The 15924-nt window shown below is 70.6% G+C and carries 15 protein-coding genes; 11 read left to right on the top strand and 4 right to left on the bottom strand.

Annotated elements, in window-relative coordinates:
• Positions 1-221: 221 nt before the first annotated feature.
• Positions 222-1328 (top strand): FUSC family protein, encoded by a 1107-nt coding sequence (locus ABD907_RS16770; protein WP_345217627.1) that lies wholly within the window; start codon positions 222-224, stop codon positions 1326-1328.
• 1 nt (position 1329) lies between these two features.
• On the opposite strand, the gene ABD907_RS16765 is transcribed toward ABD907_RS16770, so the two are convergent.
• Positions 1330-2664 carry a glutamate-5-semialdehyde dehydrogenase gene (locus ABD907_RS16765; protein ID WP_345217625.1) on the bottom strand — a complete coding sequence of 445 codons (1335 nt, stop codon included), beginning with the start codon at positions 2662-2664 and terminating at the stop codon, positions 1330-1332.
• A 109-nt stretch (positions 2665-2773) separates the two neighbouring features.
• Here ABD907_RS16765 and ABD907_RS16760 point away from each other — a divergent pair, with 109 nt between their 5' ends.
• The 3 genes from ABD907_RS16760 (at position 2774) to trxA (ending at position 4372) form a co-directional block, all read left to right on the top strand.
• A complete protein-coding gene (locus ABD907_RS16760) occupies positions 2774-2914 on the top strand; it encodes a hypothetical protein (RefSeq protein ID WP_345217622.1) in 141 nt (46 codons plus the stop codon).
• A gap of 62 nt (positions 2915-2976) precedes the next feature.
• Positions 2977-3903: an NADP-dependent oxidoreductase gene (locus tag ABD907_RS16755; RefSeq protein WP_345217621.1), complete on the top strand. Its 927-nt coding sequence runs from the start codon at positions 2977-2979 to the stop codon at positions 3901-3903.
• A 97-nt stretch (positions 3904-4000) separates the two neighbouring features.
• Positions 4001-4372: a thioredoxin gene (trxA, locus tag ABD907_RS16750; protein ID WP_345217618.1), complete on the top strand. Its 372-nt coding sequence runs from the start codon at positions 4001-4003 to the stop codon at positions 4370-4372.
• An 82-nt stretch (positions 4373-4454) separates the two neighbouring features.
• On the opposite strand, the gene ABD907_RS16745 is transcribed toward trxA, so the two are convergent.
• On the bottom strand, positions 4455-4931 hold the full coding sequence (locus ABD907_RS16745) for an HIT family protein (RefSeq protein ID WP_345217616.1): 477 nt from the start codon (positions 4929-4931) through the stop codon (positions 4455-4457).
• A gap of 55 nt (positions 4932-4986) precedes the next feature.
• A complete protein-coding gene (locus ABD907_RS16740; protein ID WP_345217613.1) occupies positions 4987-5511 on the bottom strand; it encodes a CGNR zinc finger domain-containing protein in 525 nt (174 codons plus the stop codon).
• A gap of 86 nt (positions 5512-5597) precedes the next feature.
• Between ABD907_RS16740 and ABD907_RS16735 the strand changes: the two genes are divergently transcribed.
• Both ABD907_RS16735 and ABD907_RS16730 read left to right on the top strand, forming a co-directional pair.
• Positions 5598-6824: an MFS transporter gene (locus tag ABD907_RS16735; RefSeq protein WP_345217611.1), complete on the top strand. Its 1227-nt coding sequence runs from the start codon at positions 5598-5600 to the stop codon at positions 6822-6824.
• Between the two features lie 261 nt (positions 6825-7085).
• On the top strand, positions 7086-7247 hold the full coding sequence (locus tag ABD907_RS16730; protein ID WP_345217608.1) for a hypothetical protein: 162 nt from the start codon (positions 7086-7088) through the stop codon (positions 7245-7247).
• A 120-nt stretch (positions 7248-7367) separates the two neighbouring features.
• Here ABD907_RS16730 and ABD907_RS16725 read toward each other — a convergent pair whose 3' ends face one another.
• Positions 7368-9929 (bottom strand): ATP-dependent DNA ligase, encoded by a 2562-nt coding sequence (locus tag ABD907_RS16725; protein ID WP_345217606.1) that lies wholly within the window; start codon positions 9927-9929, stop codon positions 7368-7370.
• A gap of 536 nt (positions 9930-10465) precedes the next feature.
• Between ABD907_RS16725 and ABD907_RS16720 the strand changes: the two genes are divergently transcribed.
• Genes ABD907_RS16720 through ABD907_RS16700 form a run of 5 tightly spaced genes read left to right on the top strand, consistent with a single transcriptional unit; the run spans position 10466 to position 15915 of the window.
• Complete coding sequence (locus tag ABD907_RS16720; RefSeq protein ID WP_345217604.1) at positions 10466-12103, top strand: ABC transporter substrate-binding protein; 1638 nt, start codon at positions 10466-10468, stop codon at positions 12101-12103.
• The gene (locus ABD907_RS16715) at positions 12100-13068 is read left to right on the top strand and encodes an ABC transporter permease (protein ID WP_345217602.1); all 969 of its coding nucleotides are present in this window, start codon (positions 12100-12102) and stop codon (positions 13066-13068) included. The genes ABD907_RS16720 and ABD907_RS16715 overlap by 4 nt, the downstream gene beginning before the upstream one ends.
• Positions 13065-14024, top strand: coding sequence for an ABC transporter permease (locus tag ABD907_RS16710; protein WP_345217599.1), 960 nt, complete (start codon positions 13065-13067; stop codon positions 14022-14024). The genes ABD907_RS16715 and ABD907_RS16710 overlap by 4 nt, the downstream gene beginning before the upstream one ends.
• Positions 14024-15064 (top strand): ABC transporter ATP-binding protein, encoded by a 1041-nt coding sequence (locus ABD907_RS16705; RefSeq protein ID WP_345217597.1) that lies wholly within the window; start codon positions 14024-14026, stop codon positions 15062-15064. Before ABD907_RS16710 ends, ABD907_RS16705 begins: the two co-directional genes overlap by 1 nt.
• Positions 15061-15915, top strand: a complete 855-nt coding sequence (locus ABD907_RS16700; protein WP_345217595.1) for an ABC transporter ATP-binding protein — start codon at positions 15061-15063, stop codon at positions 15913-15915. Before ABD907_RS16705 ends, ABD907_RS16700 begins: the two co-directional genes overlap by 4 nt.
• Positions 15916-15924 lie beyond the last annotated feature (9 nt).

The following is a 15924-nucleotide window of genomic DNA, read 5'->3' as shown; positions in this document are numbered from 1 at the left end:
GTGCGGCCGGGAGCTGGTCCTCGAAGCGGCACTGCGTGCCGAGGCCCGCGCCCCGGACACGACGCACCATCACCATGATCATGGTGGTGACCGTACGGGGGGTGGAACCGCCGTCTCAACGGAAATTCGCCGGCCCGTACGCGTGGGCGGCGGGGCGGTGCCAGCTGTCGTCCGCGTCACGTCGAAGAGCGGGGCCCCTCCGGCCGTGCTACGACGTTGCGATGAAGATCCGGCGGCCGTCGATCCCTCCACCCTCGCGCGAGGAGATCCGCAGGCAAGGGCGGCTGCTGCGTGCCTACCGGCACCACCCCCGCATCGCGCTCGCGATTCGCGGCGCGATCGCCACCGCCCTCGCCTGGTGGATTGCGCTGCTCCTTCCCGCCCCGATGTCCGAGTACCCGTACTACGCCCCGCTGGGGGCGGTGGTCGCCACGACGATGACCGTCGCCGGTTCGGTGCGCGAGTCCGTGCGGGCCGTCACCGCCGTCCTCCTCGGCGGTGGGATCGCGTTCGCCGCCGACTGGTGGGCCTCCTCCGCCGATCCGGTCACCATCGCGCTTGCCGTGGCCCTCAGCATCCTGGTCGGTGGCTGGCGGTGGCTCGGCACGTTGGGGAGCTGGGCTCCGATGGCCGCGCTGTTCACGCTCGTCATCGCCGGTGGCGAGGCCTTCTACGTCGGGGCGTACGCGGGACTGATGCTGCTCGGCGCGGCGATCGGCGTCGGAGTCAACTTCGTCTTCCCGCCGCTGCCCCTCGCACCGCTGCGGCAGGTCCTGTCGAGGATGCGCAAGACCCTCGGGGACCAGCTCGGCGCCCTCGCGGGCGCGCTCGAGAACGACGAGATGCTGGACGAGGAGGCCTGGGCCGAGCGCAAGCACGACCTCGAGCCGCTCCGGTCCGAGATGCGTCAGGCGCTGGACACGGCGCGAGAGGCGCGGCGGGCGAACCAGCGGGCCCGCCGCTACGCCGTGGACTACGACCGCCTCGCCCGGCAGGCATACGCGTTCGACCGGATCTCCCTGCTGGTCGCCGACCTGACGGACCTCCTGGCGGAGCGGGAGATCGCGGGACGCGACGAGGTGGCGCTCGGTCCCCGCCTGCGGCCGGCGACCGCCGAGGTGCTGCATCACCTCGAGAACGTCGTCCGGGACGCCGGCGGCGACGGGCCCGAGGAGGCGCGCGCCGCCGGCGACTCCCTCGAGCGGCTCGTCGTCGAGATCGACCGCTCGCACAGCGACCGGATCAGTGGCAGCACGATGGCCGCGGCGGCGCTCGCGATGGCCATCCGTCGCAGCCTGGACGAGCTCGCCGTGCTGTACGCCGACTAGCTCACTCGCGGATCTGGCCGTCCCCCTCGACGATCCACGTCGTCGTGGTCAGCTCGGCCAGTCCCATCGGGCCGCGCGCGTGCAGCTTCTGGGTGGAGATGCCGATCTCCGCCCCGAGGCCGAACTGCGCACCGTCGGTGAAGCGGGAGGAGGCGTTGACGATGATCGCGGCCGAGTCCAGCTCGGTGGTGAAGCGCTGCACGGACACGGTGTCACGGGTGCAGATCACCTCCGTGTGGCCGGACGAGTAGCGGCGGACGTGGTCCAGCGCCTCGTCCAGGGAGTCGACCACCCGCACGGCGAGATCCTTCGAGAGGTACTCGGTCGCCCAGTCGGCCTCGGTGGCCGGCTCGAACCGCAGGCCTTCGGGTACGGCGGCGGCGACCGCGCCGTCACCGTGCACGGTGACCTCCTCCGCGCGCAGCGCCTCCAGCACGGCGGGCAGGACGGCGGGTGCGGCGTCGCGGTGGACCAGCAGGGTCTCGGCCGCGTTGCACACGCCGACGCGCTGGGTCTTGGAGTTGACCACGATCGCCGCGGACTGGGCGACGTCGGCGGACGCGTCGACGTAGACGTGGCAGTTCCCGACGCCCGTCTCGATGACGGGCACGACCGACTCCCGCACGACGGTCTGGATGAGGTCGGCCCCTCCGCGCGGCACCAGGACGTCGACGAGGCCGCGGGCACGCATCAGCGCGACCGCGCCGGGGCGGCCGTAGGCATCGACAGACTGGACGAGTTCGCGGGGCAGCCCTCGTGCGGCGAGGGCCTCGCCGAGCACGTCGACGATGACCGCGTTGGAGCTCGCAGCCGCGGACCCGCCGCGCAGCACGACGGCGTTCCCGGACTTCAGCGCCAGGCCGGCGGCGTCGACGGTCACGTTCGGCCTCGCCTCGTAGATCATGCCGACGACCCCCATGGGGACCCGGACCTGCCGAAGGCGCAGGCCGTTGGGCAGCGTGGAGCCGCGGACGATCTCGCCGACCGGGTCCGGCAGCGCGGCGAGCTCGCGGAGGGCGCCGGCGATCCCGGCGATACGGGCGTCGTCCAGGGCCAGCCGGTCGAGCAGCGACTCCTTCATGCCGTTCTCGCGGCCCCGGACCAGGTCCTCGGCGTTGGCCTCGACGATGCGCGGGGCGGCCGCGACGAGGGCGTCGGCCATGGCGTGCAGCGCGGCGTCCTTGGTGGTGCGGGTGGCGGTCGCCAGGGCACGCGAGGCCGTCTTGGCGGCACGCGCGATGGCGGCGACGGCCTCGTCCGGTGCTGCTGCGCCGGTGGCGGCCTCGTCATCCTTGTCTGCGCGGTCGTCACGGAGCGCCGGCATGGTCTCGGTCATGGCTCCAGCGTAGGCCGACGGGCCGAGAGCGCGGCGCCCCGGTACCGTCGGTGTTCAGCACGTGAACGTTCCATGCACATGGTCGGCCCCACAACCGGGAGGAGCAGTCATGGCCTTCGTCCGCAAGCTCTTCAAGGGCGCCCTGGCGTCCAAGGCGATCGGCGTCGTCCGCCGTCAGGCCGCCAAGCCGGAGAACCAGCGCAAGGCGCGCTCGCTGGTGCACAGGCTGCGGCCCCGCCGCCGGCGCTGATCCCGCCGCCGCCGCGCCCTCCACGGTTGCGGGCCCCGACCCGCCGGCGCAGGCTCGACAGCATGAAGGCAGCAGCGATCCGTTCGTTCGAGGGCCCGGACGCCGTCGAGATCACCGACCATGACAACCCGCTCGTCGGCCCCGACACCGTTCTTGTGGAGATGGCCGCGGCGGGCGTCAATCCGGTCGACTGGAAGATTCTCTACGGCGGCATGCAGGGCGCGATCCCGCACCACCTGCCGCTGATCCCCGGCTGGGACGTGGCCGGCAACGTCGTCGGCGTGGGGCCCGCCGTCGAGGGAGTCCGTCCCGGAGACCGAGTGGCCGCCTACGCCCGCAAGGATCACGTCCGGGACGGCACGTTCGCCGAGCTGGTGTCGGTGCCCGACCGGGCGTGGGCGCACGTCCCCGACTCGGTCGAGCTCGACGTCGCCGCGTCCGTGCCGCTCGCCGGCATGACGGCCGACCAGCTGATCGATGCCTCCGGTATGGCCATGGGTGACACGGTCCTGGTGCACGCCGCCGCGGGCGGCGTCGGCTCCTTCGCCGTGCAGCTGGCCCGATTGCGCGGCGCCACCGTCATCGGCACCGCCAGCGAGCGCAACCACGACTACCTCAGATCGCTCGGCACCACCCCGGTGACGTACGGCGAGGACCTCGTGGCGAACGTCCGGAGCGTGGCACCGGACGGCGTTGACGCCATCATCGACCTCGTCGGCGGCGACGCCCTCGATGCCACGCCGGAGCTGCTCGCCGAGGAGGGCCACGTGGCATCGGTGATCGATCCCGAGGTCAAGGAGCGGTTCGGCGGTTCCTATGTGTTCTGCGGTGCCGACCGTGCCCGCCTGACCCGCCTGCTGCACCAGGTCGCCGAGGGCGACCTGCGGGTGGAGATCGCGGAACGCTTCCCGCTCGACCACGCCAAAGACGCCCTGCAGACCAGCGAGGGCGGCCACGTGCGCGGCAAGGTGGTGGTGACGTCGACCTGAGGGCTCGGTGCCGGAACGCGATGCGACAACGAGCCGCGGGAATGAATCGCGGAGCGCCGTGTTGCACCCTGCAGTGCCATCGATCGGGAGAGGAAGCATGGCAACCAAGAACATCACCACCGAAGAGTTCAACAGCACGGTGAACTCCGAGGGCATCACACTCATCGACTTCTGGGCCGACTGGTGCGGGCCGTGCAAGCGCTTCGCCCCCGTCTACGAGGAGGCCTCCGAGACCAACCCGGAGATCACCTTCGCCAAGGTGGACACCGAGGCCGAGCAGGACCTCGCCGCGCAGCTGCAGATCACCTCGATCCCGACCCTCATGGCCTTCCGTGACGGGATCATGGTGTTCAACCAGGCGGGCGCGATCCCCGCGAAGGGCCTGAACGAGCTGATCGAGGCCGTGAAGGGTCTCGACATGGACGAGGTTCGCCGCCAGGTCGAGGAGAACGCCTCCGCCACGTCCTGACCCAGGACTGACTCACCGGCTCGCCCTCGCGACGAGCCGAACCGCCCACGAGAGTGTCGATCCTGCTGCTATAGCAGCGAGATCAACACTCTCGTGGGTTCTTTTCGGCCTGCAGCCGGTCCCAGACCTGGTCCGTGACGCAGCTCGCAGCTGCAGCGTCACCTTTGCGCGCACTGCGCCATGTACCCACGTCAAGCCAGGAGACCTCCTCCGGGGTCTCGGGCCATCGCGGCAGCAGGTGGACGTGCAGGTGCGGCACCCCGTGCCCCACGGCCATCACGTAGACCCGCTGAGCGCCGAGAGACTCCAGGGCCCGACTGAGACGGGCTATCCATCGCCCGACGGCGGCCGACTCTTCGTCCGAGAGGTCTGCGAAGCCGGGGACGTGGCGCCGGGAGGTGACCATGAGATAACCGAGGTAGACCTCATGGGCAGGAGGAGGCCACGGCGGAAGGTGGAATGCCACCACGGCGTCGTCCGCCACCAGGTGACCACCGGGAACGCGCACCTCTCCGCTGTGCTCCTGACAGACGAGGCACTCGTCGGTCGTCGGACTCATTCGTCGAGGATGGCACCGCGGCGCGGGGACGCCAATGCGTACTGCCTTGGACTCCTCAGGCGGACCTGGCCCGACGGCGGTGCTCGGCCACCTTGTGCCGGTTCAGGCACCCGTTCGAGCAGTAGATCTTGCGGCCCGACGGCGACAGGTCGGCGAACGCGTCGCCGCACCTGGTGCCGTGGCAGGTGCCGAGACGCTCGGCACCGCGGGTGTGCAGCCAGTCCAGCAGCGCGATGGCGATCGACGCCCGCAACGTGTCCGCACCCTTGTGCACCTCCCACTCGATGCCGCCCTCCGAGGTGCAGGTCGGCGTGGGCGCGGCCGGCGCCAGGAGTGCGTTGACCGGACCGGCCACGTCACTCCCGGCCTCCGCGGCGACGAAGACCTCGTAGGCCTCACCCGCGAGCGACTGCAGCTCGGTGAGCCGGACTGCCGGGAAGGCGTCCGCCGTCCCGCCGACGACCTCGGCCAGCAGCGGATAACCCTTGTGCTCGTCGTGCGCGGCGGCGCGGGCCTCGGCTGCGTAGCTGTTCACGATCTCGATGACCTCGGCCATCTCGAGCTTGGGCACCTCGACCATGCACCCAGTGTAACCACTGACATCGACCCTGTGGGTTACAGGGCCGTGTCGTCCGGGCAACTCACACACCCGTAGGCTCGTCCACCATGAGTTTGCCCGCACGCTCCGGCGGCGCCGACGACGCCCGCCGGGCACGGGCCGCCGTCTCCGCCGTGTTCCTCACCAACGGCGCCCTGCTGGCGAACATTGCCCCACGGCTACCGGAGATCAAGGCCTCGCTGGGCCTCAGCGACGCCGCCTACGGCACCACGCTCGCCGCGATCCCGACCGGCGCCCTGATCGCGGGACTCTTCGCCCCCGCCCTCATCGGACGCTTCCGCTCCTCCCGCGTCGCCACGATCGGCATCGTCGCCCTCGCGGCCGCGACGTTCTCGGTCTCGGTGGCCCCGATCCCCGCCGTCCTCGCCGCGGCGTTCCTGCTCATGGGAGCGGTCGACTCCGTGGTCGACGTCTCCCAGAACGCCCACGGGCTGCGTGTCCAACGCATCTACGGACGCTCGATCCTGAACGCCTTCCACGGCCTGTGGAGCGTCGGCGCTGTCACCGGTGGCCTGATGGGCTCCGCCGCCGCGGGCCTGGGCGTACCGCTGCCGGTCCACCTCGGCATCTCCGCCGGAATCTTCGCGACGGTCGCTCTCGTCGCGCTGCCGTTCATGCTGCCGGGGCCGGAGAACGCCGAACGCGCGAAGCCGGTCGTCGACCCGAACGCCCAGACGACGCCCAGGCCTCGCCGCATCCGGGTGCCGCGCCCCGTCGTGACGGCACTGACGCTCCTCGGGGTGATCGCCGTCTGCGGCGCACTCGTCGAGGACGCCGGCAGCTCGTGGGCCGCCCTGTACCTCGGCCGCGACCTCGGCGCGCCGAGCGCCGTCGCCGGGCTCGGGTTCGTCGCCGTGAACGTCGCGATGACCGTCGGCCGGCTCACCGGAGACCGCTTCGTCGACCGGTTCGGGCAGGCCGGCGTCGTGCGGTCCGGCGGCCTCCTCATCGCCGCCGGCATGGGCCTCGCACTCGCCCTACCGAGCGTGCCCCTGACGATCATCGGCTTCGGCGCGGCCGGGCTCGGCTGCGCCACCCTCATCCCCGCCGCCATGCACGCCGGCGACGAGTTGCCCGGCTTGGCGCCGGGCGTGGGCCTGACCGTCGTGAGCTGGGTGCTGCGGATCGGCTTCCTCGCCTCTCCCCCGCTCGTCGGGTTCGTCGCCGAGCACACCAGCCTGCGTGTCGGCCTGCTCGGCGTCGTCATCGGCGGCCTGGTCGCCGCCCTGTTCGCGGGCGTGCTCGGTGGCAGGCGCCCCCGCGCACACCTGTGACGCACCCTCGCCAACCTGAGCCGTCGGCATGCCGCACCAGCACCCGCTGCGGCCTCGATGTCAGTGGTCGGTGATGGAGTCGTCCCTACCACCGGAACGCGACTAAGAGACCAGCAGTAACCTCTAATCCGTTGACAACAGGTTACGACGGTGCGTAACCTGAACCACACGTTCAACTAGTTACATATCCACGACACGGACCCCGTGCCGCAACCGCGTCACCACGAGATTCACCGGGCAACGAGGACGAAGGAACGAGACGTGAACCCCTACATCGGCGAGCCGCACGACGTGCTCGCGCGCATCCACCACGAAGAGCTGGTCGCACGCGCGGAGGAGATCCACCTCCTGCGTGACCTGCGCCGCGCGAGCCGGGTCGAGCGCCAGGCCCGGCGTCGACAGCGCCGCGCCGGCCTCATCTGAGAGCGCCTGACCCGAGAACGCCTGCGCTCCAACCAGCGCGCCGTTCTCGACGAGACCGCCGTTCGGTCGCCGGGCGAGCGGCTCACGGAGCCTGATCGTCCCGGATCCGCCTCGGGACGGTCAGGCTTTCGTCGTCCCGGGCGCGGCCACCAGATCGTCGGGGCGCGGCTCGACGTCGGAGGGGGCCTTGTCCGGTCGCCAGCCGCGCCACCGCGGGTGCCGCATCCGCCCGTCCTTGGTCCAGTGTGCGAGCTCGACCTCGGCCACCCGTTCCGGATCGACCCACACGGCGTCACGCGCCTCCAGGCGTGGCACGTCCCCGACGGCTGAGGACGAGCGGGCGCGCCGCTGCAGCTCGTCCTTCCACCGCACGGCCTCCGCATGGCTGAAGCCCGTCCCCGCCCGGCCGGCATAGTGCAGCGTCCCGTCGTCGTCGGGCACGGCGAGCAGGAGCGATCCGACGGCGCCCTCGCGGTTCCCGCGGCCGGGCCGGTACCCGATGACGACGGCCTCGTGCGTGACGGTGTGCTTGAGCTTGATCCAGGCCCGCGAGCGCCGCCCGACGGCGTAGCGGGAGTCACGTCGCTTGGCCACCACGCCCTCGAGACCCCAGCGCTCGGACGCCTCCATCGCGGCATCGACGTCGCCGTCGAAGGCGTCTGGGACCGCCACGCGGGCGTGTGCGTCCGGGTCGACGATCTCTCGGAGCCGCTCGCGCCTGCGGTCGTAGGTCTCCTTCACCGTCGACTCCCCGTCCACCTCCAGGACGTCGAAGAGCATCAGATGGACGGGCGCGTCCCGCACGCCGCGGTCGATATCGGCCTGCCGGGTGTGGTTGAAGCGCTGCTGCAGGCGGCCGAAGCTCGGGCGGCCGCGCTCGTCCAGGGCGACGATCTCGCCGTCGAGGATCGCGGCCCCGGGGCCGGCCAGGCAGCGGGAGACGTCGCCCAGCTCCGGGTACAGGGCCGTGACGTCGTTGCCGTTGCGGCTGACGAGGCGGACGTCGTCACCGTCGACGACGACGGTCGCCCGGACGCCGTCCCACTTCATCTCCAGCGCCCAGTCGAGGTCCGGCAGCAGGTCCCGCACCTCACCGGTGGTGGCCATCATGGGCAGCGGCGTTGGCTTCCTGTTGCGGCGCGGGGCCGCGCCCTTCGGCGCAGGATCGGGCCGCGAACGGCTGTCCGACCGGCTCGCCGAGCGGGAACCGGTACGCCCTTTTCCGGCCTTCGAGTCGGCGTCGTTCTTGGTGTCCTTCTTGGTACGTCCGACTCGGCTGCCCTCCATGAGGTGCACGAGCCAGTTCTTGTTGTCCTTCTCGTCCCGGCCGCCGGTATGGATCAGGGCGATCTTCGCGATGCGGCCGGGTCCGTCGGGACCGGCGAGGCCGCCGTCCTCCTGACCGGTCAGGGTGACGATCACCTCCTTGCCCTCGCGCCACTTCTCGACCTCGTAGGTGCCGGTGTCCCAGATGGACATCTCGCCGCCGCCGTACTCGCCGGCCGGGATGGTCCCGGAGAAGGTGAGGTACTCCATCGGGTGGTCCTCGGTGTGGACGGCCAGGTGGTTCGTGGCGTCCGTGGGCACGTTCTTCGGCATGGCCCAGGAGACGAGGGTGCCGCCGTGCGCGAGACGCAGGTCCCAGTGCAGCCGGCGGGCGTGGTGCTCCTGGATAACGAAAGCACTGGACGCGTTCGTCCGCTGCCCGCTCGCCGGGGCGAGCGGGTCGGGGACGGGCTCGGGCGTCCGCGAGGCGTCGCGCATCGAGCTGTACGTCGCCAGGGCGTCCTGCCCGTACAGATCGGCCATCGGATCGCCGCGCCGCCGGACCAGCTCGAGCACCTCGCCGTACTCGAGGTGGCCGAGGTCCTTCTCCGCCAGCTCCTCCCAGGTCCGCGGAGCGGCCACCGTGGGACGGGCCCGCCCGCGCAGGGAGTACGGCGCGATCGTCGTCTTGCTCGCGTTGTTCTGCGACCAGTCGACCAGGACCTTCCCCTTGCGCAGCGACTTCTTCATGTCCGAGACGATCAGGTCCGGGTGGTCGGCCTCGAGGGCGCGGGCCAGCTCGTGCGCGACGGCGTTGATCTCGTCAGAGGTGTGGCTCCCGTCCAGCGCGGCGTAGAGATGGATGCCCTTCGACCCGGAGGTCACCGGTACCGGCTCGAGTCCCATGCCCTCCAGGACCGGGCGGGCGATGCGGGCGACCTCGGCGCACTCGGCGAGCCCCGTGCCGGGCCCGGGGTCCAGGTCCAGCACGATCCTGTCCGGGTTGCGGGGCTGTCCGTCCGAGCCGAACCGCCACTGCGGGACGTGAATCTCCAGCGCGGCGACCTGGCCGAGCCACGCCAGGGTCGCCGCGTCGTCGACTATCGGATAGGTCTTCGGCCCGGCGGAGTGCTCGATGTCCCCGCGCACCACCCACGGCGGCGCCGAGGACTCGAGGTCCTTGATGAAGAAGAACTGGCCGGGCTCGGCCTCGGTCCCGACGCCGTTCGGCCACCGCTTCCGGGTCGCCGCGCGCCCGGCGCAGTGCGGCACCATGACCGGCGCGATCTCCGCGAGATAGGCGAGCACCTCGGCCTTGGTGGTCCCCGTCTCCGGGTAGAGCACCTTGGACAGGTTGCTGACGCGCAGACGGCGGCCGTCGATCTGCACCGTCTCGGGGTGCTCGCGGGTGGCCATGGCTCCATCGTGGCGCACCAGGAGGCATGGCCTTCGGCATTTCAGCCCTTGCGAGTCACGCGGCCGAGGGGCTCCCGGCGGGGATCCGCGTCCCGGCGGGTCTCGGCGGTCTCGGCGGGTCTCGGCGGGTCTCCGCGGGCCTTCGCGGCGCCGGCACAACGGCGCCGCTTCCGCAGCCATACCCTTCCCTTCTCCAGCCAGGGCAACGGCGGAGCCAGCGACGTGTTGGCAACCGGCGGAGCGGTCTAGCTTCAGCAGGCATAACCTGCGGGATTCCAGCCGCAGCGAGTCACACGACCGGCAGGCTCGTCGGCCGAGGCCGAGCGGGGCGGTCGGTGAGGAGCGACCGGACGTCCCGCGGCCGGGAGCGGCTGACGGGCTGGGGCCCGGGAGCGGCTGACGGGCTGGGGCCACCGAGCCGACCTGCACCGGGGCTCACTCCCTCGAACTGCGGAACACCGTCTCCTGTGGAACTGTGACGCGCGTCCGAAAGTGTGCGACCGCACACCGCGACGACCACCACTGGGGGTGGACGAGTGTCTGGGTCACGCCGGAAGCAGGCGCTGGGCCTGCTCCTGGGGTTCCTCATGCTCGCGTCGAGCTGCAGCGCACTGACGCCGACGGACCGGGGCACCAGGCTGGAGAACGGCACGGTCGTCGTCGGCCTCGCGCAGGAGCCCGCCATCATGAACCCGTGGGTCAGCGAGGGAAACCTGCAGGCGACTCACTCGCTCAGCCTGATGGTCCTCTACCCGTTGTGGCGGCTGACGCCGGACTTCGAGTACGAGCCGCTACTGCTGGACGGCGAGCCGGAGGTCAGCGAGGACCCGTTCACGGTGACCTACCGCCTCAAGGAGGAGGCCACCTGGAGCGACGGTGTCCCGATCACCGCCGAGGACATCCGCTTCACGCTGGAGACCTGCCTGAACGAGGACTTCGCCATCGCCGTGCGCGCCGGCTGCCAGATGGTCGACATGGAGGCCTCGGAGATCGTCGACGACAAGACGTTCCGCATGGTCTTCAAGGAGCCGTACGCCCCGTGGCGCTCGCTCTTCAGCAACGCCGCGGGCTCGATCCTGCCTGCCCACGAGCTCGAGGGCGAGGACTTCGACGAGGTCTGGGACGACGGCATCACCGTCTCCAGCGGGCCGCTGAAGTTCGAGAGCTGGAACCGTGGCCAGCAGATGACGCTCACCCGCAACGAGAACTTCTGGGGCGAGTCGCAGCCGGGGTTCGAGCGGTTCGTGCTGCGGTTCATCGAGGACTCCAGCGTCCAGGTCCAGGCGCTGCGCGGGGCGGAGATCGACGCGCTCAGCTCCCAGCCGCAGATCGACCTCGTCGACCAGGTCGAGGACCTGGACGGCATCGACTACGAGGTGACGTCCGGCGGTGTGTGGGAGTTCTTCGAGTTCAACCACGGCGTGGAAGGTCTCGGGGAGGACCATGCCTTCGTCCGCGAGGCGATCGCGATGGGCATCAATCGCGAGGAGCTGGTCGACGTCCTCATCGGGCCGATGAACCCCGAGGCGGAGCCTCTCCAGAGCATCATCTACGTCAACGACCAGCCCGAGTACGAGCCCGCGTTCGACCAGTGGTCCTTCGACCCCGAGGGAGCGCGCGCCCTGCTCGAGGAGAACGGGTGCGTCACCGGGGACGACGGGATCTACGTCTGCGACGGCGTCCGCCTGTCGTTCGACTACGCCTACACCTCCGGCAACGAGCTGCGCGAGCTCCAGTTCGTCATCATCCAGGCCTACATGAAAGACATCGGCATCGCGCTGAGCTCGCAGACGCAGGACCCGGCCTCGTTCTTCGGAGACCTGTGGCCCTCGGGCACCGACGGTGCGTGGGAGCTGTTCAACCAGGCCTGGCTCAACACCGCCGATCCGAACCCGGCACTGGAGTTCTGGGTCTGCGACGGGGCGATGAACTTCCGCTCCTACTGCAACGAGGAGGTCGACAGGCTCATCGCCGCCAGCCGCACCGAGCTGGACCCGCAGCGCCGGGCCGCGCTGCTCAACGAGGCCGACGAGATCATGGCGGACGACCTGCCCGCGTTGCCGCTGTACCAGAGCCCCGTCTTCCTCGCGTGGGCGCGGCAGATCGAAGGCGCGCAGCCCAACCCCACCGACTGGGGCCACTTCTGGAACGTCGAGGAGTGGGGCCTACGATGATCGGTTACGTCGTCCGACGGGTCGTCTACAGCATCCCGGTGGTGTTCGCCGCGAGCGTCGTCGTCTTCTTCGGCATCTCCTCGATCGGCGACCCGCTCGCCCAGCTGCGCCGTTCGCCGAACGTCAGCGAGGCCACCATCGCGTCCATCGTCGAGGCCAAGCACCTCGACGAGCCGCTGTTCCTCCAGTACGGGTACTGGGTGCGGGACGCGGTCACCAACGCCTTCGGGACCACGACCTTCGGCCAGCCGATCTGGCCCGACCTCTCGAACGCGGCGCTGAACACGCTGCAGCTGGTCGTGGCCGCGGAACTCATCGCGCTGCTGATCGCCGTGCCCATCGGCGTCATCTCCGCGCGGCGCCAGTACAGCGCCCTGGACTACGGGCTGACCGGTCTGAGCTTCCTCGGCTACTCGATCCCCGTGTTCTGGTTCGCGCTGATCCTGCAGGTCATCTTCACCAACCTCTACCTCGAGTCCGGCGTTCGGATCCTCTACACCTCCGGACTGAGCTCGATCGACCCGGGGACCGGCCTGGCGTTCTTCATCGACCGCCTCCAGCACCTGGCGCTGCCGGTCGCCGCGGTGGCCTACGTCAACGTCGCGGCCTACAGCCGCTACATGCGCAGCGAGATGCTCGAGGTGCTCAGCGCCCAGTACCTGCAGACCGCCCGCGCCAAAGGCGTGCCCGAGAAGGCGGTGATGCGCCGACACGCGCTGCGCAACGCGCTGATCCCGATCACCACGGTGGTGGGGCTGAACATCGGCCTGACCTTCGGCGGCTCGATCGTGGCGGAGACGGTGTTCAGCCTGGACGGCATGGGCCTGTTCTTCATCGAGGCGCTGAACGAGCGTGACGTCTACAGCGTCATGGCCTTCTTCATGATCACCGCCGTCCTGGTGCTCCTCGGCAACCTCCTCGCGGACCTGACCTATGGGTACCTCGACCCCCGGAGCAGGACATGAGCCAGACTCCCCTTCCCGAGCAGGAGCAGCCGCACGACGGCCCGGGCACGGCCGGGACCGAGCGTGAGCGGGCGGTCGAGCAGGAGCAGCCGGTCCTGCAGTCCCAGACCCAGCGGGCCATGCGACGCTTCCTGCACCACCGCCTGGCCATGGCGAGCCTCCTCGTGTTCGTCCTGATCACCATCGCCGCGTTCCTCGCGCAGTGGATCGCGCCCTACGAGTACGACGAGCTGGACCTGAACAACGTCAGCCAGCCGCCCACGTTCACCGACAGCCACTTCTTCGGCACCGACAAGGTCGGGCGGGACTACTTCAGCCGGGTGCTGCACGGCACCCGGACCTCGGTGCAGGTCGCCATCCTCGTCGCCGTGCTCTCCACGATCATCGGCACGGTGGTCGGGGCGATCGCCGGTTTCTACAGCGGCCTGGTGGACAACGTCCTGATGCGCGTCGTGGACTTCATCATGACGTTGCCGTTCCTGGCGGTGGTGCTGGTCTTCGCCGCCTTCCTCGGCGGCGGGTCACCCATCCGCATCGCCTTCATCCTGGGCGTCGTGATGTGGACGACCATCGCCCGCATCGTGCGCGGGCAGTGCCTGACCCTTCGGGAGGCGGAGTACGTTCAGGCCGGCCGGGTGCTGGGCGCCGGCGACCTCCGCCTGATGTTCCGGCACATGGTGCCCAACACGATGGGACCGATCATCGTCAATGCGACGCTGGTCGTCGCCCAGGCGATCCTGCTCGAGTCGACGATGTCCTACCTCGGCTTCGGCATCGACCCGCCGACGCCCGCGCTGGGCAAGCTGATCTCGGACGGGCAGAGCTCCATGCTCACCCAGTGGTGGCTCGTGGTGATGCCCGGCCTGACGATCGTCATTCTGGCCCTCGCGGTGAACTTCATCGGCGACGGCCTGCGGGACGCTTTGGACCCGGAGTCCGGAGAGGGGGCCGAGTGATGGGTGAACCGCTCCTGTCGGTCGAGGACCTCGTCACCGAGTTCCACACGCCCGACGGCGTGGTCCGGGCGGTGGATCACGTCAGCTTCGACGTCGGTCACGGCGAGATCGTGGGCGTGGTGGGCGAGTCGGGTTCGGGCAAGAGCGTCACTGCGATGTCCGTGCTCGGACTCATCCCCCCGCGTACCGGTCAGGTGGTGCAGGGACGGGCCCTCTTCGACGGCCGCGACCTGCTGACCATGCCGCCGGAGGAGCTGCGCGGCCTGCGGGGCAACGAGCTGGCGCTGATCTTCCAGGACCCCATCACGTCGCTGAACCCGGTGCTCACGGTCGGGCGCCAGATCGCCGAGGCGATCCTCACCCACCGCGACGTCACGAACGACGAGGCACGGGCGGAGGTGGTGGGGCTGCTCCGCGCGGTCGGCGTCGACGACGTCGAGCGGCGGGTGGACCAGTACCCGCACGAGTTCTCCGGCGGGATGCGCCAGCGCGTGATGATCGCCATGGCGATCGCCAACCGTCCCCAGCTCCTCATCGCCGACGAGCCGACGACCGCCCTGGACGTCACGGTCCAGGCGCAGGTCCTCGAGCTGCTGACGCGCACCCAGCAGGAGATGGGGTCCTCGATCATCCTGATCACCCACGACCTGGGGATCATCGCGGAGATGGCCGACCGGGTGGTGGTGATGTACGCCGGCCGCGTGGTGGAGACCGGCGGCGTGCACGACGTCTTCCGCGAGCCGCGGCACCCGTACACCCGGGGGCTGCTGGCCAGCCGGCCCGGGCTGGCGGGATCCGAAGAGCTCCCGGCGATCCCCGGCCAGGCGCCCAGCCTGCTCGCCCTGCCCACCGGCTGCACGTTCCACCCGCGGTGCGACCAGTCCCACGGGCGCGCGCCGTGCCGTGAGGAGGAGCCGGTCCTGCTGCCCATCGGTACCGAGGCGATCGAGCGCGGCAGCCGCTGCCACTACCACGACGAGCTCGCCAAGGGACCCGACGACGACGGGCACCCGCCCGCCGGGAATGGCGAGGACCGATGAACCCCTCGGACGACGTCGTGCTGCGTGTCAGCGGCCTCGTGAAGGACTTCCACGGCGCTGGGGGCCTCGGCCGGCGCGAGGCTCGGACGACGCGTGCCGTGGACGACGTGAGCTTCGAGATCCGTGAGGGCCGGACGCTGGGCCTGGTCGGTGAGTCGGGCTCGGGCAAGTCCACCGTGGCGCGCTGCATCGTCCGGCTGCTCAGGCCCACCGCGGGGACCGTGGAGTTCCGTGGCCGTGATCTCGCGGCGCTGAGCAAGCGGCATCTGCGCCACGCGCGCCAGGACCTGCAGATGGTCTTCCAGGACCCGTACGCCTCCCTGGACCCGCGGCTCACGGTGAACGAGATCATCGCGGAGCCGCTGCGGATCCACGGCCGGTACCGGCGCGGCGGGACCGAGCGGGTGCGGGAGCTGCTGGACATGGTCGGGCTGAAGCCCGAGCACGCCAACCGCTACCCGCACGAGTTCTCCGGCGGTCAACGCCAACGGGTCGGGATCGCCCGGGCCCTCGCTCTGGAGCCGCAGCTGCTGGTGCTGGACGAGCCGGTCAGCGCCCTGGACGTCTCGATCCAGGCGCAGGTGATCAACCTGCTTCGCGAGCTGCAGGAGCGACTGGACCTGACCTACCTCTTCATCGCTCACGATCTGGACGTCGTGCGCCACATCTCCGACGACATCGCCGTCATGCGCGGCGGCCGGATCGTCGAGGCCGCGGACCGGAAGCAGATCTTCGACCAGCCCCAGCACAGGTACACGCAGGCGCTGCTGTCCGCCGTGCCCATCAAGGACCCGTCCCAACGGGGCACGAAGCAACGGATACTGCCGGACGAGGAGGACGCCGACCGGTAGCCGCGCGGT

The organism is Georgenia halophila, from assembly GCF_039541595.1.
This window is presented reverse-complemented; position numbering and strand designations above follow the sequence as displayed.

Coding starts and splice junctions, on each gene's coding strand:
- ABD907_RS16700 (WP_345217595.1), top strand. CDS start 15,061: ATGAACCCCTCGGACGACGTCGTGCTGCGTGTCAGCGGCCTCGTGAAG.
- ABD907_RS16765 (WP_345217625.1), bottom strand. CDS start 2,664: ATGACCGAGACCATGCCGGCGCTCCGTGACGACCGCGCAGACAAGGAT.
- ABD907_RS16710 (WP_345217599.1), top strand. CDS start 13,065: ATGAGCCAGACTCCCCTTCCCGAGCAGGAGCAGCCGCACGACGGCCCG.
- trxA (WP_345217618.1), top strand. CDS start 4,001: ATGGCAACCAAGAACATCACCACCGAAGAGTTCAACAGCACGGTGAAC.
- ABD907_RS16735 (WP_345217611.1), top strand. CDS start 5,598: ATGAGTTTGCCCGCACGCTCCGGCGGCGCCGACGACGCCCGCCGGGCA.
- ABD907_RS16740 (WP_345217613.1), bottom strand. CDS start 5,511: ATGGTCGAGGTGCCCAAGCTCGAGATGGCCGAGGTCATCGAGATCGTG.
- ABD907_RS16705 (WP_345217597.1), top strand. CDS start 14,024: ATGGGTGAACCGCTCCTGTCGGTCGAGGACCTCGTCACCGAGTTCCAC.
- ABD907_RS16770 (WP_345217627.1), top strand. CDS start 222: ATGAAGATCCGGCGGCCGTCGATCCCTCCACCCTCGCGCGAGGAGATC.
- ABD907_RS16755 (WP_345217621.1), top strand. CDS start 2,977: ATGAAGGCAGCAGCGATCCGTTCGTTCGAGGGCCCGGACGCCGTCGAG.
- ABD907_RS16725 (WP_345217606.1), bottom strand. CDS start 9,929: ATGGCCACCCGCGAGCACCCCGAGACGGTGCAGATCGACGGCCGCCGT.
- ABD907_RS16760 (WP_345217622.1), top strand. CDS start 2,774: ATGGCCTTCGTCCGCAAGCTCTTCAAGGGCGCCCTGGCGTCCAAGGCG.
- ABD907_RS16715 (WP_345217602.1), top strand. CDS start 12,100: ATGATCGGTTACGTCGTCCGACGGGTCGTCTACAGCATCCCGGTGGTG.
- ABD907_RS16745 (WP_345217616.1), bottom strand. CDS start 4,931: ATGAGTCCGACGACCGACGAGTGCCTCGTCTGTCAGGAGCACAGCGGA.